Annotated in this window: 20 protein-coding genes and 1 pseudogene; 10 read left to right on the top strand and 11 right to left on the bottom strand. The window is 66.9% G+C overall.

Annotated features, from left to right (window positions below):
- The 4 genes from crcB (RCP37_RS04355) to RCP37_RS04370 all read left to right on the top strand — a co-directional run bounded on the left by crcB (RCP37_RS04355) (window position 1) and on the right by RCP37_RS04370 (window position 2,431).
- Window positions 1-402 (top strand): fluoride efflux transporter CrcB, encoded by a 402-nt coding sequence (gene crcB, locus RCP37_RS04355; RefSeq protein WP_308485772.1) that lies wholly within the window; start codon window positions 1-3, stop codon window positions 400-402.
- Window positions 399-749 carry a putative PII-like signaling protein gene (locus RCP37_RS04360; RefSeq protein ID WP_308485773.1) on the top strand — a complete coding sequence of 117 codons (351 nt, stop codon included), beginning with the start codon at window positions 399-401 and terminating at the stop codon, window positions 747-749. The genes crcB (RCP37_RS04355) and RCP37_RS04360 overlap by 4 nt, the downstream gene beginning before the upstream one ends.
- Entirely contained in the window at window positions 746-1,114 is a 369-nt protein-coding gene (gene crcB, locus RCP37_RS04365; RefSeq protein ID WP_308485774.1) for a fluoride efflux transporter CrcB, read from the top strand. The genes RCP37_RS04360 and crcB (RCP37_RS04365) overlap by 4 nt, the downstream gene beginning before the upstream one ends.
- Window positions 1,115-1,219: 105 nt before the next feature.
- Window positions 1,220-2,431, top strand: coding sequence for an acyl-CoA dehydrogenase family protein (locus tag RCP37_RS04370; protein WP_308485775.1), 1,212 nt, complete (start codon window positions 1,220-1,222; stop codon window positions 2,429-2,431).
- Window positions 2,432-2,444: 13 nt separating this feature from the next.
- Here the strand turns inward: RCP37_RS04370 and RCP37_RS04375 are convergent, their stop codons facing one another.
- The 3 genes from RCP37_RS04375 to RCP37_RS04385 all read right to left on the bottom strand — a co-directional run bounded on the left by RCP37_RS04375 (window position 2,445) and on the right by RCP37_RS04385 (window position 5,435).
- On the bottom strand, window positions 2,445-4,004 hold the full coding sequence (locus RCP37_RS04375) for a hypothetical protein (protein WP_308485776.1): 1,560 nt from the start codon (window positions 4,002-4,004) through the stop codon (window positions 2,445-2,447).
- A gap of 132 nt (window positions 4,005-4,136) precedes the next feature.
- The gene (locus tag RCP37_RS04380) at window positions 4,137-4,643 is read right to left on the bottom strand and encodes a pyridoxamine 5'-phosphate oxidase family protein (RefSeq protein WP_308485777.1); all 507 of its coding nucleotides are present in this window, start codon (window positions 4,641-4,643) and stop codon (window positions 4,137-4,139) included.
- Between the two features lie 51 nt (window positions 4,644-4,694).
- Entirely contained in the window at window positions 4,695-5,435 is a 741-nt protein-coding gene (locus RCP37_RS04385) for an SDR family NAD(P)-dependent oxidoreductase (RefSeq protein ID WP_308485778.1), read from the bottom strand.
- Window positions 5,436-5,495: 60 nt separating this feature from the next.
- On the opposite strand from RCP37_RS04385, the gene RCP37_RS04390 reads away from it, so the two are divergent.
- The 3 genes from RCP37_RS04390 (at window position 5,496) to RCP37_RS04400 (ending at window position 7,928) form a co-directional block, all read left to right on the top strand.
- On the top strand, window positions 5,496-6,335 hold the full coding sequence (locus tag RCP37_RS04390; protein WP_308485779.1) for an SDR family oxidoreductase: 840 nt from the start codon (window positions 5,496-5,498) through the stop codon (window positions 6,333-6,335).
- Window positions 6,336-6,362: 27 nt separating this feature from the next.
- Window positions 6,363-6,791: an SRPBCC family protein gene (locus RCP37_RS04395; RefSeq protein ID WP_308485780.1), complete on the top strand. Its 429-nt coding sequence runs from the start codon at window positions 6,363-6,365 to the stop codon at window positions 6,789-6,791.
- Window positions 6,792-7,010: 219 nt separating this feature from the next.
- Window positions 7,011-7,928: an acyl-ACP desaturase gene (locus tag RCP37_RS04400; protein WP_308485781.1), complete on the top strand. Its 918-nt coding sequence runs from the start codon at window positions 7,011-7,013 to the stop codon at window positions 7,926-7,928.
- On the opposite strand, the gene RCP37_RS04405 is transcribed toward RCP37_RS04400, so the two are convergent.
- The 5 genes from RCP37_RS04405 to RCP37_RS04425 form a co-directional block, all read right to left on the bottom strand.
- A complete protein-coding gene (locus tag RCP37_RS04405; protein ID WP_308485782.1) occupies window positions 7,925-8,854 on the bottom strand; it encodes a class I SAM-dependent methyltransferase in 930 nt (309 codons plus the stop codon). The two genes, RCP37_RS04400 and RCP37_RS04405, sit on opposite strands and share 4 nt — an antisense overlap.
- 71 nt (window positions 8,855-8,925) lie before the next feature.
- The gene (locus RCP37_RS04410; protein WP_373693104.1) at window positions 8,926-10,275 is read right to left on the bottom strand and encodes a PPE family protein; all 1,350 of its coding nucleotides are present in this window, start codon (window positions 10,273-10,275) and stop codon (window positions 8,926-8,928) included.
- Between the two features lie 149 nt (window positions 10,276-10,424).
- Window positions 10,425-11,663, bottom strand: coding sequence for an Nramp family divalent metal transporter (locus tag RCP37_RS04415; protein ID WP_308485783.1), 1,239 nt, complete (start codon window positions 11,661-11,663; stop codon window positions 10,425-10,427).
- 72 nt (window positions 11,664-11,735) lie between these two features.
- Window positions 11,736-12,812, bottom strand: a complete 1,077-nt coding sequence (locus tag RCP37_RS04420) for an NAD(P)H-dependent amine dehydrogenase family protein (protein WP_308485784.1) — start codon at window positions 12,810-12,812, stop codon at window positions 11,736-11,738.
- A 14-nt stretch (window positions 12,813-12,826) separates the two neighbouring features.
- On the bottom strand, window positions 12,827-13,618 hold the full coding sequence (locus tag RCP37_RS04425) for an SDR family oxidoreductase (protein ID WP_308485785.1): 792 nt from the start codon (window positions 13,616-13,618) through the stop codon (window positions 12,827-12,829).
- A 120-nt stretch (window positions 13,619-13,738) separates the two neighbouring features.
- Between RCP37_RS04425 and RCP37_RS04430 the strand changes: the two genes are divergently transcribed.
- Window positions 13,739-15,226: an HNH endonuclease signature motif containing protein gene (locus RCP37_RS04430; RefSeq protein WP_308485786.1), complete on the top strand. Its 1,488-nt coding sequence runs from the start codon at window positions 13,739-13,741 to the stop codon at window positions 15,224-15,226.
- 88 nt (window positions 15,227-15,314) lie between these two features.
- On the opposite strand, the gene ku is transcribed toward RCP37_RS04430, so the two are convergent.
- Window positions 15,315-16,172 (bottom strand): non-homologous end joining protein Ku, encoded by an 858-nt coding sequence (gene ku / locus RCP37_RS04435; RefSeq protein ID WP_308485787.1) that lies wholly within the window; start codon window positions 16,170-16,172, stop codon window positions 15,315-15,317.
- Window positions 16,173-16,234: 62 nt separating this feature from the next.
- On the opposite strand from ku, the gene RCP37_RS04440 reads away from it, so the two are divergent.
- Both RCP37_RS04440 and RCP37_RS04445 read left to right on the top strand, forming a co-directional pair.
- On the top strand, window positions 16,235-18,517 hold the full coding sequence (locus RCP37_RS04440) for an ATP-dependent DNA ligase (protein WP_308485788.1): 2,283 nt from the start codon (window positions 16,235-16,237) through the stop codon (window positions 18,515-18,517).
- Window positions 18,518-18,520: 3 nt separating this feature from the next.
- A pseudogene (locus RCP37_RS04445) lies at window positions 18,521-19,468 on the top strand (fumarylacetoacetate hydrolase family protein); the annotation flags it as partial.
- 17 nt (window positions 19,469-19,485) lie between these two features.
- Here the strand turns inward: RCP37_RS04445 and RCP37_RS04450 are convergent.
- Both RCP37_RS04450 and RCP37_RS04455 read right to left on the bottom strand, forming a co-directional pair.
- Window positions 19,486-21,606, bottom strand: a complete 2,121-nt coding sequence (locus RCP37_RS04450; RefSeq protein WP_308485789.1) for a cellulase family glycosylhydrolase — start codon at window positions 21,604-21,606, stop codon at window positions 19,486-19,488.
- A gap of 154 nt (window positions 21,607-21,760) precedes the next feature.
- Window positions 21,761-23,884: a cellulase family glycosylhydrolase gene (locus tag RCP37_RS04455; protein WP_308485790.1), complete on the bottom strand. Its 2,124-nt coding sequence runs from the start codon at window positions 23,882-23,884 to the stop codon at window positions 21,761-21,763.
- Window positions 23,885-24,295: the final 411 nt, after the last annotated feature.

Genomic DNA, 24,295 nt, shown 5'->3' on the forward strand with positions numbered 1-24,295 from the left:
GTGCGTGATCAGATGCCGGTAGTCGCGGCCGTCGCCGTAGGCGGCGCCATCGGCGCCTGCGCGCGCTACGCCGTCGCGCTGGCACTGCCGACCCCGGCCGGTGGATTTCCTTGGGCCACACTGGTTACCAACGTGAGCGGGTGTGCGCTGATGGGGATGCTGATGGTGGCGATCACCGAGCTGTGGGTCGGGCATCGACTGCTGCGTCCGCTGTTGGGCACCGGCGTGCTCGGCGGTTACACCACGTTTTCCACCTTCGCCGGCGACGTCGACACCCTCGTTGCCGCCGGACGGCCGGTCCCGGCTTTGGTCTACCTGCTCACCACACCGGTGGCAGTGTTGATCGCGACCTGGACCGCCGCCAGCCTCACCCGCCGTCTGGTCATCAGGAGGACAGCATGAGCGAGCTCACCGGACGCGCATTGCGCCTGACGGTATTCCTCGGAGAGAGCGACACCTGGCATCACAAGCCGGTGTACAGCGAGATCGTGCACCGGGCACGGCGAGCCGGACTGGCCGGCGCGTCGGTGTTCCGTGGCATCGAGGGCTACGGAGCGTCCTCGGCCATCCACACCACCCGGCTGTTGTCGATGTCGGAGGACCTGCCGGTCTCGGTCATCATCGTCGACGCCCCCGAGCGGGTCCGTGCCTTCCTGCCGCAGCTGGACGAGCTGGTCACCGAGGGCCTGATCCTGCTGGATGAAGTCGAGGTCGTCCGGCACATCGGGCGAAGCCCCGCCGGCCAGTGACCTGGCTGCTGGTCATCGCCGGCGCGGCGGTGGGGGCGCCGCTGCGCTACCTGACGGACCGATTTGTTCAAGCCCGCCACGATTCCGCCTTCCCGTGGGGAACGCTGGCCGCCAACGTGCTCGGCAGCCTGGTCCTGGGTGCGCTCACCGGCGCCGCCAGCGCCGCCGACCCACGGTTGCACCTGTTGATCGGCACCGGTCTATGCGGAGCGCTGACCACCTATTCGACCTTTTCCTACGAGACACTGCAGCTGGCCGGTGTTGGTGCGCGACTGTACGCGCTGGCCAACCTGGTGCTCACCTTGATCTGCGGGCTGAGCGCCTATTACGTCGGCAATGTCGTGGCACAAGCGATTTGGGTCTGACGATCCGCGGGTTAGGCGACGCTGCCCACCTGCTTCCAGCTTGAGGTGCCACAATCGAGCCCGACAGTGTCCCGTGGCGTGCGCCCAGTCCTTCCAGGAGTAGTCATGTCGTTCTCGGTAGAGCTCAGCGATGACGTGATCGAGGTGCGGGACTGGGTCCACCAGTTCGCCGCTGAGGTCGTCCGCCCGGCCGCCGCCGAATGGGATGAGCGCGAAGAGACGCCGTGGCCGGTCATCCAGGAGGCGGCCAAGATCGGCCTGTACTCGCCGGAACTGTTCGCCACCCAGGCCGCCGAACCGAGCGGAATCGGCATGCTGACGGTGTTCGAGGAGCTGTTCTGGGGCGACGCCGGCATCGCCCTGTCGATTCTGGGCACCGGACTTGCCGCCGCAGCCCTGGCGGGCAACGGAACTCCCGAACAGCTGGGCCAATGGCTGCCGGAGATGTTCGGCACCGCTGATGACCCCAAGCTCGCGGCGTTCTGCTCCTCGGAACCCGACGCCGGTTCCGACGTCGGTGCGATCCGGACCCGTGCCCGCTTCGACGAGGCGACCCGCGAATGGGTGCTCAACGGCACCAAGACCTGGGCCACCAACGGAGGCATCGCCAACGTGCACATCGTGGTCGCCTCGGTCTATCCCGAACTCGGTTCGCGCGGACAGACCAGCTTCGTGATCCCGCCCGGCACTCCGGGCCTGGCGCAGGGTCAGAAGTTCAAGAAGCATGGCATCCGGGCCTCGCACACCGCCGAGATCGTGCTCGACAACGTACGGTTGCCCGAGGAGATGATCCTCGGTGGCCGGGAGAAATTCGAGGAGCGCGTCGCCCGGGTCAAGTCCGGTGCGTCGGCCGGGGGACAGGCCGCGATGAAGACCTTCGAACGGACCCGCCCGACCGTCGGCGCGATGGCGGTCGGCGTGGCCCGCGCCGCCTACGAGTACGCCCTCGAATACGCCTGCCAGCGTGAGCAGTTCGGTCGCAAGATCGGCGAGTTCCAGGCGGTGGCGTTCAAGCTGGCGGACATGAAGAGCCGCATCGACGCCGCCCGGCTCATGGTGTGGCGCGCGGGCTGGATGGGACGCAACAACAAGGCCTTCGACAACGCCGAGGGCTCGATGGCCAAGCTGTTCGCCAGCGAGACCGCCGTCTACGTCACCGACGAGGCGATCCAGATTCTCGGCGGCAACGGCTACACCCGCGACTACCCGGTCGAGCGAATGCACCGCGACGCGAAGATCTTCACCATCTTCGAGGGCACTAGTGAGATCCAGCGGCTGGTCATCGCCCGGGCGCTGACGGGGTTGCCGCTGCGCTGAGCAGCGCGGCCGGCTACTTCGCGATCGTTGCGCGCAGTGGTCCGCCCACGCTGTTGAACAGCAGGTCCCCGTTGGGCAGTCCCTCGATCAGGGCGTAGGCGCCGTTGCCCAGATTCGACTGGCCGAAGATGGTGCGGTGCACCGTCTCCCCGGTCTGCCAATTCAGCCCGGTCACCTCCCAGCCGTCGGTCTTGGTGTAGCCGTTGAGGAAGACGATCCCCGACGTCGTGGATACCGCCGGCACCATGGAGGTGGACACCACGTCGCCGCGCGTCCAGGCTGACGTCCACCGGTGGGCGGCGGGATCCCATTCGAAGCGCTGCACGCCGTGCGGGGGCGGAGACACGGGGCCGTTGGCCAGCACATCGACCAGCCGGTCCGGTGTACCTCCTGCACCGATGTTGTTGACCACGAACGCGCCGCGCCCGCTGACCACCACGGATTGTTCGCTTTGAATGAACTCCGGGAGCGGATCCGGTAGACCGGCGGTCACGTCGATCTGATCGGCGATCCGGTTCGACTTCGTGCCGGGCTTCTGCTGGAAGCCCTCCGGAATCGTGTTGCGCCAGAACGCCACCAGCTTCATGTGATCGGAGCCGTCGGTGATCACGACCAGCTCGTCGTCATCCTTGGTGTAACCCATCAACGTCGGTGTCGAGCCGGTTCCGGAGCCGAATTTGATGGTCGGGGGTTGGCGCCCGGTGTCGTAGGCCGACCACCATGCGCCGTCCGCCTCGTCCTGCGACAGCTGGGATCCGGTCCAGACGATCTTGCGCATCAGCTTGTCGGAGGCGACGTAGATGCCGTTGTGCTCGTCGACCGCCATCGAATTCGAGACTGTCTCGCCATCACCGAACTTGATCTGCTGCAACGGTGCTGACAGATCTCGGTCGATCACCGACAATGATCCGGTGCTGAGCACCAGCAGGTGGCCGTCGTAAGTCATCGAGGTACCGACGATGTTCTCGGGGATGCCGAGGCTGGTGATGTTGCCCGTCAGGTATGGCTTGAAATCGATGCGCGAAGCGATGGTGATGCCGTCCTCGGGCCGCTCGGCGTTTTTCAGCGCGAACTTGATGATCTCCGATTGCTGCGTCACGTAGTAGACGAAGTTGTCGCGATCGACCAGGCTGTAGACGCCATTGGCGATCCGCTGCCAGTTCGCCCCGGCCCAATGGTCGCCGATAGCGGCCTCGATTTGGCCGACTTCGGTGAACCGCTGGTTCAACACCGCGTCGAGCTGCTGCGTGGAAATCGGTTGCACCCCGGGAGCATCCAGCGCGGCAACCTGCTTGAACCCGCCATTGGAGACGTCGACGTAGCGCACACCCGAGCTCGAGGACACCCACCGGTAGTTCGGATCGGTGGACGCCAGCGTGATGATGTTGACCGGGCCGCCGGGAACCCGGGCCAGCTGGGTCGGGTCGAGGTGGAAAGTGCCCCGCGGGATCGGATCGTCGAAGCTGTCCGACTGCGCGGAGTCGATGTGGGTGATGCCGTACTTTGCCGCCGACAGATACGGGTTGGCCGCTGATCCGGTGGGCGGTACCGCGGATTCCTTTCCCGACGGCATTAAACCAGAACCGCATCCGCTCAGCGCCATGAGCGCTGCCGCGGCCAACGCCGTGCGCGTCCGTGCTCGCTGCGCCATACCAGCGGATGTTAATCCGCTAGCCGTGCCACGGATGCCAAACGCGGACCCCGGTCAGAAGGTGAACCGAGTGCAGTCGGTCGGGAACGCGAACCAGGCCAGTGCTCGCCGGGGGATGAGCATGCGCAGTCCGCCGCCGTCCTGCCCCGACCACGCATCGGGGCCGGGAGCGTACTGGGGGTGGTATTTCTCAAACGCGGTCGCGAGCCGGGCGCCGAGGTCTTCCGGGTCTGCTGAGGTCGCGGTGGAGACGCCCTCGACGATCACCACCTGCGTGCCGCTTTCCAGCGTCAGGGTGCAGGCCGGATTGCCTTGGAGGTTGCGTGCGTGGCGGGTCGTTGGTGCGCCGTCGTAGTAGAACCGGCCGTCGAGCCACACCCCCCAACGCGGCACCGAGTGCGGGGTGCCGTCCGGGCGCACCGTGCTCAACCAGTAGTGCTGGGATGCGGTCAGTCGCTGTTCCACGTCTGACCAGCTCAACAAACCCTCTGCTGAACTTGGCAATCCGTAACCCTCGGGCAGGATGGGACGTGTCGCAGCAGGGTCCGGTGTGGGTTCCATGACCCGCACGCTAGCGCCGCCGTGCGACAACGGGGGCGATACCGTTACCGACTACCCGGCCGTTTTCCCGTTGTCGGTCATGTAGACCGCGCCGTGCACCGCGGCCGCGGCATCGCTGGCCAAGAACGCGATCACCTCGGCGACGTCGCTGGGTGCGCTCATCCCGCGCGGCGAAGCCACCCGCATGATCAGGTTGACGTCGGCTCCCTCGGGAAGCTGGAAGTTGGTCACCTGCGGGGTCAGCATCCCGCCCGGGCAGATCGCGTTGACGCGTAGCTTTTCCGCGGTGAACTCCACGGCCAATGCCCGGGTGAGCCCGACGAGCCCGTGCTTGGCTGCGCAGTAGCCCGCCGAGTACGCCTGCCCTTCCACCCCGGCGATCGAGGCGACGTTGACGATATTGCCGGCGGTCTCCAGCAGGTGCGGCAGCGCCGCGCGGCACAGGAAGAACGGCCCGTTGAGGTTGACCGCCAGATCATGGGCCCACTCGTCGTCGGTGACGGCCTGCGTGTGGCGCATCTGATGGGCGCCGGCGACGTTGACCAGAACATCGAGGCGGCCGAACTGGGCGACGCATTGCTCGACCGCCGCAGCACAGGCTGCCGCGGTGCTGATGTCGGTGGGGGCGTACTGCCCGCCGGGAACGTCGGCGAACACTGTGGCAAGCCGCTCGGCGTCGCGCGCCAGCCCGAACACCGTCGCACCGCGGGCGGCGAACAGTTGGGCGGTCGCCGCGCCCAGCCCGGACGACGCACCGGTTACCAGCGCCACTTTGCCTGACAGATCGGTCATTTCGACTCTCCGCATCACCCAGTCGACCGGCACTGATGCGCAGCCGTCTACCGTCCAGTTATGGCTTCAGTATCAGTGATCACCGGCGGTGCGGGCGGCATGGGTCTGGCGACGGCCAAGATCCTGGGCCGAGACCACACCGTGGTGCTGTGTGATGTTCGGCAGCAGCGGCTCGACTCCGCGCAGGTCGCGCTCTCCGAGCTCGGTATCGCCGCGACCGCCGTCAACTGCGATGTCACCGATCGTGACGCGGTCACCCGGCTGTTCGGCACCGCATCGGGCCTTGGGCCGCTGGCGTCGGTGATCCACACCGCCGGGGTCAGCCCGAGCATGGGTGACGCCGAATTCGTCATGCGGATCAACGCGTTCGGCACCCTCGTCGTCAACGAGGTGTTCTACAACATCGCGCCCGAGGGTGCGGTGATCGTCAACGTGGCTTCGATGGCCGCGCAGCTACTGCCCGACAAGGCGTATCCCACCAAGCAGTTCCCGTTGGCGCTGGACGACGGCGACGCCTTCGTGGCCGCGATGACGGCGTATTGCAGCAACGCCCCCGAGCAGATGCGCTCGGGCTTCTCCTACACGGTCAGTAAGGCCTTCGTGAAGTGGTATTGCGCCTCGCAGGCCGAGCGGTTCGGCGGTCGCGGGCTGCGCATCGTCTCGGTGTCGCCGGGCAACATCGACACCGAGATGGGCCGGCGCGAAGAGAAGGCCGGGGTGGGCATGATGATGCCCGACGCGCTGATCCCGCGGTGGGGTACGGCCGAGGAGATGGCCGAGCTGTTCGCCTTCTGCGCCGGAGACAAGTGCGCCTATCTCACCGGCGCCGACATCCTCGCCGACGGGGGAGTGGTCGCCTCGATGCGCGAACGCGCCCGGGTGGCCGCCGAACTTGGGTAGCGTGCCGTTGAGGGGAAGGGGGCGCCGATGCGCTACACCCGCACTGATCCCATCGCGGCCCGTCTCAGCGAGGTCTGGGCCGTCCTGACCGACGTCGAGCATTGGCCGGACTGGACGGCATCGATGCGTGAGATCGTCCGCCTCGACTCGGGTCCGCTGCGAGTCGGCAGTACCGCCCGTGTCCGGCAGCCTGCTGGTCGTCCGATGGTGTGGACGGTCACCGACCTGGTGCACGAGCGCTCCTTCACCTGGACGGCGTCGACGGCGGGCATCCGCTTCACCGGCTTCCACGAGTTGTCGCCGACCGGGTCGGGGGTGCGGGCCGTGCTGACTTTTACGGTGAGCGGTCCGATGGCTTGGCTGGCCGGTCTGCTCGCCGGTAGCCGGATTCGTCGCTATGTCGACATGGAGGCGGACGGGCTCAAGCGGCGCTCGGAAGGCCGCGCGGCGCCCTAGCGCCCGGTCGAAGCGGGCGCCCGTCATGGGTCCGGCGACGGAAGCTGGGGCGCTGATCTGGTCGGTCGATTCGGGGTGCGGAATGCTCCGCAGCAGCTAAGTTAACGTTTGACACGCGGCGGGTGGGTGCTTACCGTGGAACAAACCTACGGAACCGTAGGTTCGGCTGGGGGGCCAAGAGACAGCCCACCTGTCTATCGGGGAGGGGACTGAAAAACTATGGGGAATGTCCAGACGGCACTGCTTCACGAGTTGGAGCCGATTGTCGAGCAGAACCTGAATCGCCACCTCAAGGCGGCCAAGCCGTGGCTGCCGCACGACTACGTGCCGTGGAGCAAGGGGCGCGACTTCGCCTTCCTCGGGGGCGAGGACTGGGTTCCCGAAGACTCGCCGCTGGACTCAGTCGCCAAGGCTGCGCTGCTGGTCAACCTGCTGACCGAGGACAACCTGCCGTCCTACCACCGCGAGATCGCCACCACCTTCGGTCGGGACGGCGCCTGGGGCACCTGGGTGGGCCAGTGGACCGCCGAGGAGGGCCGCCACAGCATCGCGCTGCGTGACTACCTCATCGTCACCCGCGGCATCGACCCGGTGAACCTCGAGAACATGCGGATGCAGCACACCATCGCCGGCTATGACTCCGGCGGCAAGTCAGCGCTGGGGGTGCTGGCGTATGTGTCCTTCCAGGAGCTCGCCACCCGGGTGTCGCACCGCAACACCGGCAAGGCCTCTGGATGCCCCCTCGCTGACCAGTTGCTGGCCCGCGTCGCACTCGACGAGAACCTGCACATGGTGTTCTACCGCAACCTGATGCAGGCGGCCCTGGAGATCGCCCCGGACGAGGCGATGTGCGCCATCCGCGACGAGGTGCTCGGCTTCTCGATGCCCGGGATGAACATGCCCGGCTTCCAGGAGAACGCCATCATGATCGCCAAGGCCGGGATCTACGACCTGCGTATCCACCACGATGACGTCATCCAGCCGGTGCTGCGCTTCTGGAAGATCCACGAGCGCAACGACTTCGGTGCTGTGGGCGATGAGGCCCGCGAGCAGGTCGTCGGCTTCATGAAGATGGTCGACGAGCGGGCCACCTACTACGAAGAGAAGGCCAAGGCGCGCGAGAGCGTCTCCGCCTAGCCCTTGATCGAGGTGTAGTAGGTCGTGTCGGCCATCGACACCGAGTCGGCGCCTCGTGCGGGCGTCGGACGCCCGTACTGCGTCAGCAGCTCGGTCATGGTCTGGCCGGTCGATGTCCAGCCCAGGGGCTCGAGGTAGGTGCCGACGTCGTTGCGGTCTCCCTCGTAGCCGAGTTCGGAGAACTCCAGGTCGAAACCGTGCGCCCGCCATTTGTCAGTGGCGCTGCGCATCATCTCCCGGGCCTGCTCGTGCTGGGCCGCCGAGATGTTCGGAATGGCCTCGGTGGCCAGTCGGCTGCCGTCGGCACTCAGTGCGGTGATGTTGTCCAGCAGCCGATCCTGCGCTTCCGGAGGGAGATAGCCGAGCAGTCCCTCCGCGATCCATGCGGTGGCCTGGGTGCGGTCGAACCCCGCCTCGATCAACGCGGCCTGCCAGTCATCGCGCAGATCGACGGCGACGCCGCGGCGATCGGCGGTGGGCTCGGCGCCCAAGTCGGCCAGCGTCGCGGTCTTGAACGCCAGCACCGCGGGTTGGTCGATCTCGAAGATCGTCATGCCCGACGGCCACGTCAGTCGGTAGGCGCGTGCATCCAGACCCGATGCGAGGATCACCGCCTGGCGAATGCCGGCCTGGGTGGCGGCGGTGAAGAATGCGTCGAAAAAGCGGGTGCGGGCGGCCATCGCGTCGGGCATCTGCCCGAGCTTCCAGCCGGACTCGTGGTCGTCGAGATCGGTGCCCGCCAGTTCCCCGGCGGCCCATTTGGTCAAGAAGTCGACGCCGACCGCCCGGACCAGTGGCTCGGCGAAGCGGTCGTCGATCAGCGGATCGTCGGCCTTGGTGGCGATCGCCCGGGCGGCGGCGACCATTGTCGCGGTGGCTCCCACGCTGGTGGCCAGGTCCCAGGTGTCATTGTCGGTGCGTGCCATTGAGCGCTCCTTGAGGTGATGGACAGGGCGATTTGCTTAGTCTAGCAATTAATTAGTCTATTTAACAAACGTTACGAACCGGACGGTGCTTCCGGCTCCGCGGTCCAGGTGGTGGGCAGCATCGGAACCGTCGGGCCGCTGCCGAAGGCGTCCTCGTCCAACGTCGCCAAGCCGGTTGCGTGTTCCCCGCTACCTCGCGAGTGGGTTCCGGCCAGGCCCAAGGCGCCCGCGTTACGGTCGGACGCCGTCGTCGACGGTGGGGGCGTCGGTGCATCGGGTACGAGTGGTTCGGAGTCCATGGCCATGGTCGCGCCGGGCTCCTTGGCCGCGGTGCGGCGTCGGCGACGCGCTGGGCTCGAGGCGGCCTTCCGGGTCCGAACGCCCGAGGCGGGCGCCGCTTCCTGGTCGTTGAGCGTGGGGCCGAACCCTTTATCGGGTCCGTGGCCAGACGGTGCCGCCGCGCGGACCGCCGGAGCGATAGCTACGGCTGTCGGGATGAGGGCGGGGGTGGCGGGAGTCGGGGTGGTGGCAGTGACCGAGGTGGCGGGGGTCGGCGAGCCCGGCGCGAATCCTGCCGCCGGCACGTCATCGGAGGGTGGCGCTATGAGCACCGCCGGCACCCTTGCCGCGACCACGATGACGGGCTTTGTCACGGCCGCGATCACCGGCGCCATGGGCGGCACGCTCGCGACCTGGGCCGCCGCGGCGTTGATGGCCTCGATGATGCGGTTCACGATCTCCACGATGATCGCGATGATCGGGCCGTCCAAGATGTCGGCGATCTCCAGGAAGATCGCGAGGGTTTCGTACAGGGCGGTGAGGGCGTCGGCCGGGCTGCCGCCGGCGCCGTCATCGTCGCCACCGCCGCCGTCCTCGAACGCCAGGATCGGCGGCGCCGCCGGTGTGCGGGGCACGGTGGCCAAGGCCGTGTCCGAAATCGTTTGATAGGTAGCCATCGTGGTGGCCGCTTGGATCCACATACGGATGTAGTCGGCTTCGGTGAGGGCGATCGGGATGGTGTTGATGCCGAAGAAGTTCGTCGCCACCAGGATCGCGTGCGCGGCGTGATTGGCCGCCAGCTCGGCCATGGTTGGCATGGTGGCCAACGCGCTGGCGTAGGCCGCCGCGGCGATCTCGTGTTGGGCGGCGGCGCGCGCACTGTCGGCGCTGGCTTGCATGAGCCACGCCGAATACGGTTGGTGTGCAGTCACATAGCGTTCTGCGCTTGGTCCCATCCAGATTCCGGCATGAACGGTGCCCAAGGTGCTGTTCAAATCCGCCGCTGCCGAGGCGTATTCAGAGCTCAATGATGACCACGCTGACGCGGCGGCGATCAGCGCCCCCGGGCCCGGTCCACTGCTCAGCAATGCGGAATGGACCTCGGGCGGCGAAGCCAGCCACGTCGGCGCAATCGGATGCAATTAGCCCATCAACTCCTTCGACGACGAACTCCTTCGACGACGAACGCGCAATAGTCACGCTAGGAGCGGTTATCGACGCGGGCGAAAAGGGTGGGCGGCGTAGGAGTTAACGTCCAAAGAACGCTCGGCAGGGAAGGTGGAGCCGTCGTCTAGCGCACGGTCAGATAGATCAGCGCCACATTGAGCGTCCCGATCACCGCGGTGATCGCCCAACCGAGGGCCGAGGTCAGCGGCCCGTTGGCGTCGGCACCCATCAGCGCCCGGTCGCCGGTCACCCGGATCAGCGGTACCAGCGCGAACGGGATGCCGAAGGACAGCACCACCTGCGAGATCACCAGTGCCCGCGTGGGCTCGACCCCCAGGGCCAGGATCGCCAGCGCCGGGCCCAGCGTGATCAACCGGCGCCAGAGCAGCGGAACCGACACCCGCAACAGGCCCTGCATGATCATCGCGCCGGCGTAGGCGCCCACCGAGGTCGACGCCAATCCCGAGGCCAGCAGTCCGATCGCGAAGAACAGCGCGACCGTCGGCCCCAGGGTGTTGCCGACCGCGGCGTGTGCACCCTCGATGGAACCGGCGTCATCCATGCCGCGCAGGTTGTTCGCGGCCACCACCAGCATGGCCAGATTCAGCGTTCCGGCCACCAGCATCGCCAGGCCCACGTCCCAGCGAGTGACCCGCAGCAGCCGCCGTCGCGCCGGGCCGGGCTCGGGCTGGCCGTGCCGATCGCGGGCCAGGCCCGAGTGCAGGTACACCGCGTGCGGCATCACTGTTGCGCCCAGGATTGCGGTGGCCAGCAGCACGCTCTCGGTGCCGTCGAAACGGGGCAACAGGCCCGCCGCGACGTCGGCGGGCGCCGGTGGGGCGACCACCAGGCTGGCCAAAAATCCGATGGCGATGATGATCAGCAGCCCGCTGGTCACCTGCTCGAAAACCCGCGGCCCGCGCCGGTCGCCGACCGCCAGCAGCGCCATCGACACCACCCCGGTGATGAGGCCGCCAAGCACCAGCGGTAATCCGAAGATCAGGTTCAACGCGATGGCGCCGCCCACCACCTCGGCGAGATCTGTTGCCATGGCCACCAATTCGGCCTGCAGCCAATAGGCGATCCGGACCGGTTTGCGGCTGTGGGCGCCGATCACCTCCGGCAGCGAGCGTCCGGTCACCAATCCGAGCTTGGCGGACAGGTACTGCACCAGCCCGGCCATGACGTTGGCTGCGACGATGACCCAGACCAGCAGGAAGCCGAATTTCGCTCCCGCACTGACGTTGGCGGCTACGTTGCCCGGGTCGACGTAGGCGATGGCAGCGACGAAAGCCGGGCCGAGCAATGCCCAGCCCGGCTTCAGTCGAACCGCGGTGTCTGCGGCCACCGACACCCTTTCCATCCGGATTAACGAACAGGAAAGTCAGGGTAGCCGGAATTTCGCCGACGGTCCGCGGTCACGGCGCCGCCGTGGTCAGCCGGCGCTGTAGAGGCCGCGCCCGGTGACCAGCGGCAGGTCCAGCGTGGTCCGGATGCCCGGCTCGGCTGCCACCACTGCGGGAATCGCGTTGACGACCCGCATCGCGGTGGCCACCAGGCCGGCGTGGTTGTGGTCGCCGTTGGGGCTGGACAGGCACAGGTCCAGCGCGTACGACGGCTCCCCGGTCACCTCGACGCGGTACGAGCCGCCTTCCTGAGCCGGCTGCGGCCACTCCGGGCACAGGTCTTCGCGCAGCCGGGTGACGTGCTCAAGGACCACGGCGGCCTTGCCGTCAACCATCCCGCGTACCTCGAATCGCAATGCCGCGGCGGTGCCTTTGGCGATGTCACCCGAGGAAATCGAGAAGTCCTCCGGCGCGGGCACCCGGATATGGGACTGCTCGACCGAGTCGAGTTCCAGGCCCAGGCCGGCTGCGAGCTGGCGCACCACCGAACCCCACGCCAGGCTGAGCACACCGGGCTGCAGCAGCATCGGGGTCTCGTCCATCGACTGGCCGAAGCCCATCACGTCGAACATGACGGCCGCGCTGTCGTAGGTGGCGTAGTCGACGATCTCCATGCAGCGGATCTGCTGGACGCTCTGGCAGGTGCCTGCCAGGGCCAGGGGCAGCAGGTCGTTGGCGAAGCCCGGGTCGATGCCGTTGATGAACAAGCTGGCGTTGCCGGCCTTGGCGGCGTCCTCGATCGGGGTCAGCATCTCTGCGGGGATGACGTTCCACGGGTACTGCAGGAACACCGCGCTGCTGCCGACGACGTTGATGCCGGCGCCCAGGATGCGCTTGAAGTCCTCCAGCGCCTCGACGAGCCGGTTGTCGGCCAGCGCGGTGTAGACCACGCAGTCAGGCTTGGCGTCGAGCACCTGCTGCAGGTCGGTCGTTGCGGTCACGCCGGTCGGCGTGTCAACACCGGCCAGTTCCGCAGCGTCTTTACCGGCCTTGGCGTCCGAGGACACCCACACCCCGGTCAGTTCGAACTCGGGGTTGGTGATCAGAGCTTTCAGTGCGTGGACACCGACGTTGCCGGTACCGATCTGAGCAACACGAATAGTCATAGGTCAGCAGTTCCTCACAGATCCGGGACGGGCAGGTCAAGGTTCGGGAAGGTGATGCCGCCGTCGACTTCGAGCACCTTGCCGGTCAGGTAGTTGCCGGCCGGGGAAGCCAAGTACAGGGCGGCAGCCGCGATCTCCTCGGGGTCACCGAGTCGACGCATCGGCGTGGCCTTTTCCATGGGGGTGCGCAGCTCTTCGTTGGCGGCCACCACGTTCAGCGCCGAGGTCATGATCGATCCCGGGGCAATGGCGTTGACGCGGATCTTCGGGCACAGGTCCAGTGCGGCCAACCGGGTGTAGTGGGCCAGCGCGGCCTTGGCCGTGCCGTAGGCGGCGAACCCTCGTCCGGGCACCCGCCCCATGGTGGAGGTGATGTTGATGAACGAGCCGCCGCCGGAGTGCTCCAGCATCAGCGGCACCGCTGCGACGGTCAGGGCATGCGCCGTGGCGACGTTGAACGTGAACGCGTCTTTGAGGTCTTTGGTCGACGTGGTCAGCAGGGTGTTGGGCATCGTTCCGCCGACGTTGTTGACGACGATGTCGAGCCTGCCGAACGCCTCGACCGCTTCGGCGGCCAGCTTGGCGGTCTCCTCGGGATGAGCGAGATCGGCGACGACGATGTGGGCACGACGACCCGCCGCGCGGACCTGCTGCGCGACGGCCTCTAGTTCAGATTGGGTACGCGATGCGATCACCACGTCGGCGCCCGCCTCGGCGAACGCGACGGCAATGGCGGCGCCCAAGCCCCGGCCAGCGCCGGTAACGACAGCTGTTTGATTATCGATTCGGAATTTGTCGAGTATCACGTAGGCACGCTAACAAGGATCGGACGTCAGCTGAACCCCTTTATTGAAACACGTTCTAATTTAAGGTCGGGGCCCGTAAGTCCGCTGCGCGCGTCGGTGGATTCGGGTATCATCGAACATATGTTCGATAGTAGGTTGCCGGGGCCGGAATCGTTGGCCGATGCCGACGACAAAGCCCTGGTGGCGGCCATCGCCGGGTGGTCGCAGGTGGAGGCCGCGGCCTCGGCGCGCCGCCTGGCGGCGATCGGCGAGTTGGTCGCTCGGCGCACCCGCGGAATCGACGCGGTGAACCGGTCACGCTGGTCCTGCGACTACTGGGATGCCGCGGCCTCCGAAGTCGCCGCCGCCGAACAGATCAGCCACGGGATGGCGTCCTCGCAGATGTATCTGGCTTCGGCGCTGCGGGAGCGGCTGCCAAAGGTCGCCGCCCTGTTTCTCGAGGGGGCGATCAGCACCCGGCTGGTCGCCACGATCGTCTGGCGCACCACCTTGATCACCAACCCCTACCTCTTGCACATCATCGACACCGAGCTCGCCGCGATCGCCACCGGTCTGGGGACCCTCTCGGCAGCCAAGACCGCTGCGGCCATCGACGCCCTGATCGACCGGTACGACCCCGAAGCCATCCGACGCCAAGAACGCGATGCCCGGGGCCGCGAAATCGTCATCGACACCCGAAACAGCGAGAACGGCACCACCGCCCTGTGGGGGCGGCTGTTCGCCACCGATGCCACCGCACTCGACCGGCGCCTGACCCAATTGGCCCACACCGTCTGCGACGACGACCCCCGCACCCTGGCCCAACGCCGCGCCGATGCCCTCGGCGCCCTGGCCGCCGGCGCGGACGGCCTCGCCTGCGGCTGCGGCAACAGCGACTGCCCCGCTGCCGGGGCAGACGCCCGCGCGGGCAACGTCACCGTCTACGTCCTGGCCGACCAAACCGCCCTGCACACCCCCACCGAGCCGCGATTCGGCAACGGCCAACAGTCCCCGGCGCCGGCCCCACAGTCCCGACCCCCAGCGCATCGGCCACGGTCGGGACACATCATCGGCGGGGGCACCGTTCCCGCGCCACTGCTGGCACAGCTGGTCAACAACGGCGCCACCGTCAAACCCCTTCGACACCCCAGCGATCTGCCCGCCGAACCGCACTACCGGCCCTCCACAGCACTGGCTGCCGTCATTCGCGCCCGCGACCTCACCTGCCGATTCCCCGGCTGCGACCAGCCCGCCAGCTACTGCGATATCGACCACGCCATCGCCTATCCAATCGGCCCCACCCACCCGGCCAACCTGCGATGCCTCTGCCGAAAACACCACCTGCTCAAGACCTTCTGGACCGGCCCCGGGGGCTGGAGTGACCGCCAGCACCCCGACGGCACCATCGAATGGACCAGCCCCACCGGTCACACCTACACCACCCGGCCCGGCAGCACACTCGTCTTCCCGACCCTGTGCATGCCCACCACCGCAGCAGCAGTAACCCCGTCACCAGCTACATCAACCGTCGACCGCTGCCTGATGATGCCCACCCGCAAACACACCCGAAGCCAAGACCGCACCCACCGCATCAACACCGAACGCGCCCTCAACAAAGCCCCACCCTGACGCCTATGAGCAGTCGAAGCCACGTCAGGCGTGCCGTACTCCCTGCCACCCGTCTGGAGTTTCGTCGGGGCCTCGTTCGGGCAAGCGCCTAAGCCCGGGCCTTCTTGGCGGGGGCCTTCTTCGCGGCTGCCTTCTTAGCGGGCGGCTTCGTGGACTCCGATCGCTTCTTCACGCTGGCCTCCAGCTTGGCCAGTAGGTCGGAAACATCTTCGGTCGCATCCAGTTCGGCGGGACGCTCCTCGGGGGTGAACGCCTCGTCGCCTTCGAGTTTGGCTGCGATCAACTCGTGCAACTGCTCCTGATACGTGTCGTGGTAGCGGTCCGGGTCGAAATCGTCGGCCATCGATTCCACTACTTGCCCGGCCATCTTCAGCTCGGCCGGCTTGATCTCAACCTTGGTGTCCAGCGCGGGGAAGTCGGGGTCGCGAATCTCGTCCGGCCACAGCAGGGTGTGCACCACCATCACCTCGCGCTTGGAAAAATCCTTGACCCTTAGCGCCGCCAGCCGCGTCTTGTTACGCAGCGTGAAGTGCACGATCGCCACCCGCTCGGTCTCGGCGAGTGTCTTGGCCAGCAGCACATAGGATTTGATTGATTTTGTGGCAGGCTCCAGAAAGTAGCTGCGGTCATAGAGCATCGGGTCCAGATCCGCGGCCGGCACGAACTCGAGGACCGCGATCTCATGATCGCGCTCCTCGGGGAGATTCGCGATGTCGTCGTCGGTGATCACCACCATCCGCCCGTCGTCGGACTCATACGCCCGCGCGATGTCGCCGTAGTCGACGACTTCGCCGCACTCCTCGCACACCCGCCGGTAGCGGATTCGCCCGTGGTCCTTGGCATGCACCTGGCGGAACTTGATGTCATGGTCTTCGGTGGCGCTGTAGACCTTCACCGGCACGTTGACCAGACCGAATGCGATCGAACCCTTCCAGATGGAACGCATGAGGCCAGTATGCCCACGCGAGAGTGCCGATAACCTGCTTTGGCGCGACGTAGGTTGGTGAGATGGCCGCTGAGTCCGTCCAGACCCGGGTCAAGCTGACCAACGCCGACAAGGTGCTGTACCCCGCCACGGGCACCACCAAGGCCGAGGTCTACGACTACTACACCCGGATCGCCGAAGTGATGCTGCCGCACATCGCGGGACGCCCTGTAACGCGCAAACGCTGGCCCAACGGTGTGGATCAGGGATCGTTCTTCGAAAAGCAGCTCGCCACTTCGGCGCCGGGCTGGTTGGCCCGCGCCGACATTCAACATCGCTCCGGCATCACCACTTATCCGATCATCGAGGACCTCGACGGCCTGGCCTGGATCGCCCAGCAGGCTGCACTGGAAGTTCACGTTCCGCAGTGGCGTTTCGAGGCGCAGTGGTCCCACGGCGGGAAGGTGCTCAAGCCAGGGCTGGCGACGCGGCTGGTCTTCGACCTCGACCCCGGCGAGGGCGCAACGATGAGCCAGCTCGCCGAGGTGGCGCGCGCCATCCGCGACCTGATGTCCGAGCTCGGCCTGGACACCTTCCCGGTCACCAGCGGCAGCAAAGGCGTGCACCTGTACGCCGCCCTCGAGCGCCCGGTGAGCAGTACCGGTGCCGCCACGGTAGCCAAACGCGTTGCGCAACAACTCGAAACCGCGATGCCCGAGCTGGTGACCGCGACCATGGCCAAGAAGCTGCGGGCCGGCAAGGTCTTTCTCGACTGGAGTCAGAACAATGCGGCCAAGACCACCATCGCGCCGTACTCGCTGCGCGGCCGCGACCATCCGACGGTCGCCGCCCCCCGCACCTGGGCCGAGCTGGACGACCCGGACCTGCGGCAGCTGCGCTTTGACGAGGTGCTGGACCGCGTTGAGCGCGACGGTGATCTGTTGGCCGGCCTCGATGGCCCCCTGGAAGGCCAAGATCGCCTGGCCGTGTACCGGGCCAAGCGTGATGCGGGCCGGACTCCCGAACCCGTCCCGGCCGCGGCGCCGGCGCCGGGCGAGGGCAACAGTTTCGTCATCCATGAGCACCACGCCCGCCGGCTGCACTACGACTTCCGGCTGGAGCGCGATGGGGTGTTGGTGAGCTGGGCGGTGCCCAAGAACCTCCCGGACTCCACGTCGGTCAACCATCTCGCGGTGCGCACCGAGGACCATCCGCTCGAATACGGCCGCTTCGAAGGCACCATCCCCAAGGGCGAGTACGGCGCCGGCACGGTGAATATCTGGGATTCGGGTACCTACGTGACCGAGAAGTTCGAGGACACCCCCGAGAAGGGTGAGGTGATCGTCGTGCTCGCCGGCAGCCGGATCTCCGGGCGATACGCACTGATCCGCACCGGCGGTGATCAATGGCTGGCGCACCGGATGAAGGACCAGCAGGCATTCACGTTCAGCGAGCTGGCCCCAATGCTGGCTACCCACGGCTCGGTGACGCGACTGGACCCAAGCCAGTGGGCTTTCGAAGGCAAGTGGGACGGCTACCGGCTGCTGGCGGAAGCCGATCACGGTCGACTGCGGTTGCGCGCCCGCAGCGGACGCGACGTCACCGGCGAGTACCCGCAGCTGCTGTTTCCGGCCGCCGACCTGGCCGAGCACCACGTGGTGCTCGATGGTGAACTCGTCGCGCTCGACGACCACGGTGTCCCCAGCTTCGCCGAGATGCAGAACAGTGCCCGTTCGGCCCGCCTGCAGTTCTGGGCTTTCGACTTGCTCTATCTCGACGGGCGCCCGCTGCTGCGGGTGGCCTATCGGGATCGTCGTCGTCTCCTGGAAACCCTGGCGCGCGGAACCGATCTGGTGGTCAAAGACCTCCTGACGCCCGACGGCGCGAAGGCGCTCGAACAGTCCCGCAAGCTGGGCTGGGAAGGGGTCGTCGCCAAGAAATGGGATTCGCCCTATCAGGCGGGGCGCCGATCGACGGCATGGGTCAAGGAGAAGTACTGGCGGACCCAGGAGGTGGTGATCGGCGGTTGGCGGGCTGGTGAGGGGGCTCGTGGCGGGGGGATCGGGTCGCTGCTGATGGGCATCCCCGACGGTGACGGACTGCGGTTCGTCGGCCGGGTCGGTACGGGTTTCACCGAGCGCCAGCTGGCCGCCCTGAAGAAGATGTTGGTGCCCCTGCGCGCCGGCGAATCACCTTTTGGGGCACCGCTTCCCGCGCCGGACGCCAAGGGTGTCACGTTTGTGGAGCCGACGGTGGTCGGCGAAGTGCGCTTCAGTGAACACACGACCGATGGCCGACTGCGTCAGCCCAGCTGGCGCGGACTGCGGCCCGATAAGACCCCGGATGATGTAGTGGGTGAGGATTGACCCGTGCGATGGGTGACCTATCGAAGCGAAGACGGTGAGCGCACGGGGGTCCTTGACGGGGACGTGATCCATGCGCTGCCGCCCGGTGTGACGCTGCTGGAGCTGATCCGGCTCGGGCCGGACGGTCTGCGCGACGCCGGCGAACGGGCGTTGGCCGCGCCGTCGGCGACGGTGCGGGCCGATCAGGTGAGGCTGATGGCGCCGATCCCGCGTCCGCCGTCGATCCGCGACAGCCTGTGCTTCCTGGACCACATGCGCAACTGCCTGGCCGCGACCGGCCGCAGCCGCGACCTCGACGACACCTGGTACCGAATCCCGGCGTTCTATTTCGCCTGCCCGGCAACGGTTCTAGGGCCCTATGACGATGTGCCCATGGCACCCGGCAGCGTGTGCCAAGACTTCGAGTTGGAGGTCGCCGCGATCATCGGCACGCCCGGCGCGAACCTGTCGGTGGAGCAAGCCGAACAGGCCATCATCGGCTACACGATTTTCAACGACTGGTCGGCGCGGGACCTGCAGGCTCAGGAGGGCGTCCTGGCGATCGGGCAGGCCAAGGGCAAGGACAGCGGGGTCACCTTAGGTCCCTACCTGGTCACTCCCGACGAGCTGGAGCCCTACCGCCGCAACGGCAGACTGAGCCTGCACGCCACCGCGATCGTCAACGACGTGATCGTCGGGCTCGGGTCGACCGAGGCCATGGACTGGAGCTTCGGCGAGATCATCAGCTACGCGTCGCGCGGAGTGCCGCTGGAACCCGGTGACGTCTTCGGATCCGGCACCGTGCCGACCTGCACTCTACTCGAACATCTCGATCCCGCTCTGCCGCAACCGTTTCCGGGTTGGCTGAGTGACGGTGACGTGGTGACGCTGCAGGTGCAGGGCCTGGGCGAGGTACGCCAGACGGTGCGTGCCAGCGCTCCGCCGATCCTGCTGGCGGAGCGCCCGCGCCCCAAGGATGCCTAAGCCGCCTAGCTCGCCCTGACGGTCACCGTGACGGTTGAGGCGCCGTCCGAGGCGATGATCAGCTGCGACGCGTTGGGTCCGGAGGTGACGTGTCCGCCGGTCACATTCACCGTGTAGCCGTTGGGGTACTGGCTGGTCGGAACGGAGATGGTGGTCTGTGATCCGGCTGCGAAGGGTCCGGACCCGTCGGCCTGGTCGGTGGAGTAGCTGAAGGAGAAGACTCCATTGTTGAACGACAACGAGGTCGGAATGCCGGAGATCGCCTGCGGGTAGGGCTGGGACAGGGCGTCAAGCTTGTCCCAGTTGACGTTGTCCCCGACCGGGTCCTTGCTCAGGTCGATCACCAGGGCCTGATCGTTCGGCGACGCACTGGTGATGTCACCGCCGGTGTAAGCCCACTCAGACCAGCCGAAGAGCCACTTGTTCGAGGCATTCAGGCTCGCCCCGATGGCCCCAAGGTTGTTGGTGGCACCGAACTCGCTGAGCCAGCCCGGGATGTTGTGGGCCTGGGTGTATTCCGACGCATACCCGAACACGATGTCGGCGTTCCAGTCGCAGCCGAAGCTCGAGCCGGGGATGAGTGATGTCGTGACGCAGTAGTGGTGGAACGAGAAGGCCGAATTCTCGTCTTCCACCGTTCCCAGGTGCGTTTGGACCGGCAGGCTGCCGAAGAGGGTGTTCGGCTCGAAGAACACGGTCTTGTTCGGGTCGACGGAGCGGATCGCCGCGTCGATCTGGTTGTAGAACGGGGTCAGCTGCTGGGCGTCGAAGTACGGGTTGCCCAAAATGCTGCCCAACGCCTGCGAACCCGCCCATGGCTCGTTCATGATGTCGTAGCCGGCCACGTTGGGGTCGCCCTTGAAGTAGTTGGCGACGGCCTGCCACGACAGCGCGTAGTGGTTCTGTAGCCCTATCCCATCGGGTGCTTTGTCGTTGGCCCAGAACGCATCCCAGGCGTAGTTCTGGGCGGGGCTGAGGGGGTAGGTGGCGGGGAAACCGAGGTTGTAGTGCGGTAGCCCGCCGGTCAAGACGGCCCAATCCGGAGCGCCTTCGCCGCCGAACTCCTCGTTGTAGAGGTCTTGGTGCATGTCGAGGATGGCGACGATGTTGTGGCGGCCCAGCATCTCCACCGTCTGCTGGACCGAGGCCAGGTAGTTGTAGTCAATAACTCCGGGCTGCGGTTCGACCCCGGCCCAGATGATGCCCAGGCGTACCGAGTTGAAGCCGTTGGCCGCCAGGAATGCGGCGTCTTCCTCGCTGAAGCCGCCGGCAGCCGGCTCGTAAGGCGGAATCTTGTAGACCTGGTTGAGTCCGCGCAGCAGCACGACCTGGCCGTCGCTGTTGGTGAGCCAGCCGTTGGAGACCTCGACCGGTGGGGCGACTGTTCCGGTGATGCCGCCGGGCAGGGTGCCGTAGTGGCCGGCCGCGCCGTGGGTTCCGTAGATCAGTCCGGCTACGCCGCCGACGCCGCCGAGGGCGGGCAGTCCAGCTGCGGTGGCGCCGTCGCCGGCGTCGCCGCCGTGGCCGCCGTTGCCGAACAGCCAGCCCGCGGCTCCGCCGTCGCCGCCGACGGCACCGGCTCCGCCGTGGCCGCCGGCGCCGCCGTTGCCGAAGAGCCCGCCCGCGTCGCCGCCGTGGCCGCCGGCGACGCCGTCGGTGGTGCTGTTCCAGCCGGCGCCGCCGTCACCGAAGAGCCAGCCGCCGTTTTCGCCGTCGGGGTTGGCTTCGGTGCCGTCGGCTCCGTTGCCGATGACCGTGGAGCCGAACAGGAGGTTGATGGCGCCGTTGACCTGGATGCCCAGGTCGCTGTCGATCCACTTTTCGGCGAGGTCGTGCAGGCCGGTGTAGAAGTCGAAGGCCAGGGCGGGGCTGGGCTCGGCCAGTGCGGCAAAGGCGCTGTCCCAGTGGCCGGAGGACAAGAAGGTGTCCCAGGCGGTGGCGTCGAACAGGGCGTCACCGTCGAGGGTGCCTTCGGTGGTGACGAATGGCGTGAACAGCACGTCCATCATGTCGTCGAGGTCGGCGTGCGCCGGCGGGGTCAGCGGCGTGCCGGCAGCGGTCACAGCCAAGAACGCGGCGATTCCGACAACCTTGCTGCCCACAACTTTGCTGCGGTGACGAGACATCTCGACAAACCCTTCTCACGACGCCCCTTTTTCTGAGGCCTGTCTGAGAAGGTAAACGAGTTACTTAGCCTGCGCAAGGCTGCGGCAGGGGAGGTGCGGGCGCCGCTCGTTGGCCCAGTCCGAAGTGATCCGCTATTACGCCGCCTAGACGCGCCTAGGACGCCCTCACTGTCACCTTGATAGTGCCGGAGTCGGAGTCGGACGCGATGGTCAACACCGGCGCGTTGGGCCCGGAGGTGACGTGTCCGCCCGTCACATTCACCGTGTAGCCACTGGGGTATTGGCTGGTCGGAACGGAGATGGTGGTCTGTGATCCGGCTGCGAAGGGTCCGGATCCGTCGGCCTGGTCGGTGGAGTAGCTGAAGGAGAAGACTCCATTGTTGAACGACCACGAGGTCGGCGTGCCCGAGATCAGCTGCGGGTAGGGCTGGGACAGGGCGTCGAGTTTGTCCCAGTTGACGTTGTCGCCGACCGGCGGCTTGGTCAGGTCGTAGACCAGCGCCTGATCGGTCGGTGAGGTACTGGTGATGTCGTTGCCGGTGTAGGCCCATTCGGTCCAACCGATCATGTGCTGGTTGGCGGAGTTCATGCCGGCGGTGATGGTCGGGATGTTGTTGGTGGCACCGAACTCGCTGAGCAGCGCCGGGATGTTGTGCTCCTGCGCATAGTCCATCGCGTAGCCGAGGACGATGTCGGCGTTCCAATCGCATCCGAAGCTCAGGGTCGAGAACAGTGCATTCACCATGCAGTAGTGGTGGAACGAGAAGACGGTGTTCTCGTCGTCGACCGTGCCCAGGTGGTTCTGGACCGGCAGGCTGGCTTCGAGGGTGCTCGGACCGAAGAACACGGTCTTGTTCGGGTCGACGGAGCGGATGGCTTCGGTGATCTGGTTATAGAACGGGGTCAGCTGCTGGGCGTCGAAGTAGGGGTTGCCCAACAGGCCTCCCAGGGTCTGAGTGCCTGACCATGGCTCGTTCATGATCTCGTAGCCGGCCACGTTGGGGTCGCCCTTGAAGTAGTTGGCCACGGCCTGCCACATCAGACCGTAGTGGTTCTGCAGCCCTATCCCATCGGGTGCTTTGTCGTTGGCCCAGAACGCATCCCAGGCGTAGTTCTGGGCGGGGCTGACGAAGTAGCTGCCCGGGAAGCCTGCCTCGACGTTGGGCAGCCCGCCGGTCAAGACGGCCCAGTCTGGTGCACCGTCGCCGCCCAGGCTGCCGCTGTAGAGGTCTTGGTGCATGTCGAGGATCGCGACGATGTTGTGGTTGGCCAGCATCTGGACGGTCTGTTGGAGCGACGCGAGGTAGTTGTAGTCGATGACGCCGGGCTGCGGCTCGACACCCGCCCAGAGCACGCCCAGGCGTACTGCGTTGAAGCCGTTGGCCGCCAGGAAGGCGGCATCGTCGTCGCTGAATCCGCCGGCTGACGGTTCGTAGGGGGCGATCTTGTAGACCTGGTTGAGCCCGTGCCACATGACGACCTGGCCGTCGCTGTTGGTGAGCCAGCCGTTGGAGACCTCGACCGGTGGGGCGACTGTTCCGGTGATGCCGCCGGGCAGGGTGCCGTAGTGGCCGACGTCGCCGTGGGTTCCGTAGATCAGTCCGGCTACCCCGCCGACGCCGCCGAGGGCGGGCAGTCCAGCTGCGGTGGCGCCGTCGCCGGCGTCGCCGCCGTGGCCGCCGTTGCCGAACAGCCAGCCCGCGGCTCCGCCGTCGCCGCCGACGGCACCGGCTCCGCCGTCTCCGCCGGCGCCGCCGTTGCCGAAGAGCCCGCCCGCGTCGCCGCCGTGGCCGCCGGCGACGCCGTCGGTGGTGCTGTTCCAGCCGGCGCCGCCGTCACCGAAGAGCCAGCCGCCGTTTTCGCCGTCGGGGTTGGCTTCGGTGCCGTCGGCTCCGTTGCCGATGACCGTGGAGCCGAACAGGAGGTTGATGGCGCCGTTGACCTGGATGCCCAGGTCGCTGTCGATCCACTTTTCGGCGAGGTCGTGCAGGCCGGTGTAGAAGTCGAAGGCCAGGGCGGGGCTGGGCTCGGCCAGTGCGGCAAAGGCGCTGTCCCAGTGGCCGGAGGACAAGAAGGTGTCCCAGGCGGTGGCGTCGAACAGGGCGTCACCGTCGAGGGTGCCTTCGGTGGTGACGAATGGCGTGAACAGCACGTCCATCATGTCGTCGAGGTCGGCGTGCGCCGGCGGGGTCAGCGGCGTGCCGGCAGCGGTCACAGCCAAGAACGCGGCGATTCCGACAACCTTGCTGCCCACAACTTTGCTGCGGTGACGAGACATCTCGACAAACCCTTCTCACGACGCCCCTTTTTCTGAGGCCTGTCTGAGAAGCTAAATGAGTTACTTAACAACGCGCAAGGGTGTGGCGGAAAAGCGGTGCGATTCAGTGCCCGGCTAAAGCGCCCATACCGCTGCTGGACTGGCGGTTATAGCTGGTGGGCGCGTTGCAACGCCGTGGCGGGGCAAAACGCGCGATAGTTCGCGACGACAACTATTTCCCAAAGCCCGGTCAGCACTGGGTCGCGGCGCGAATCCACTGGCGACGAGCTTCGCTCTGTCGGGCCTCGGCGGCCGCGGCGCGAAGCAGGCGGATAACCCGCTGGTGGTCGCCGTGGCAGACTTGTGGCTCAACCGGTAGATACTTTTGTGTCTTCATCTGTGAGTACCCCCTGCAGGTCACGCAATGAGAAC

This window comes from Mycolicibacter sp. MU0102, assembly GCF_963378105.1.
Lineage (GTDB): Bacteria > Actinomycetota > Actinomycetes > Mycobacteriales > Mycobacteriaceae > Mycobacterium > Mycobacterium holstebronense.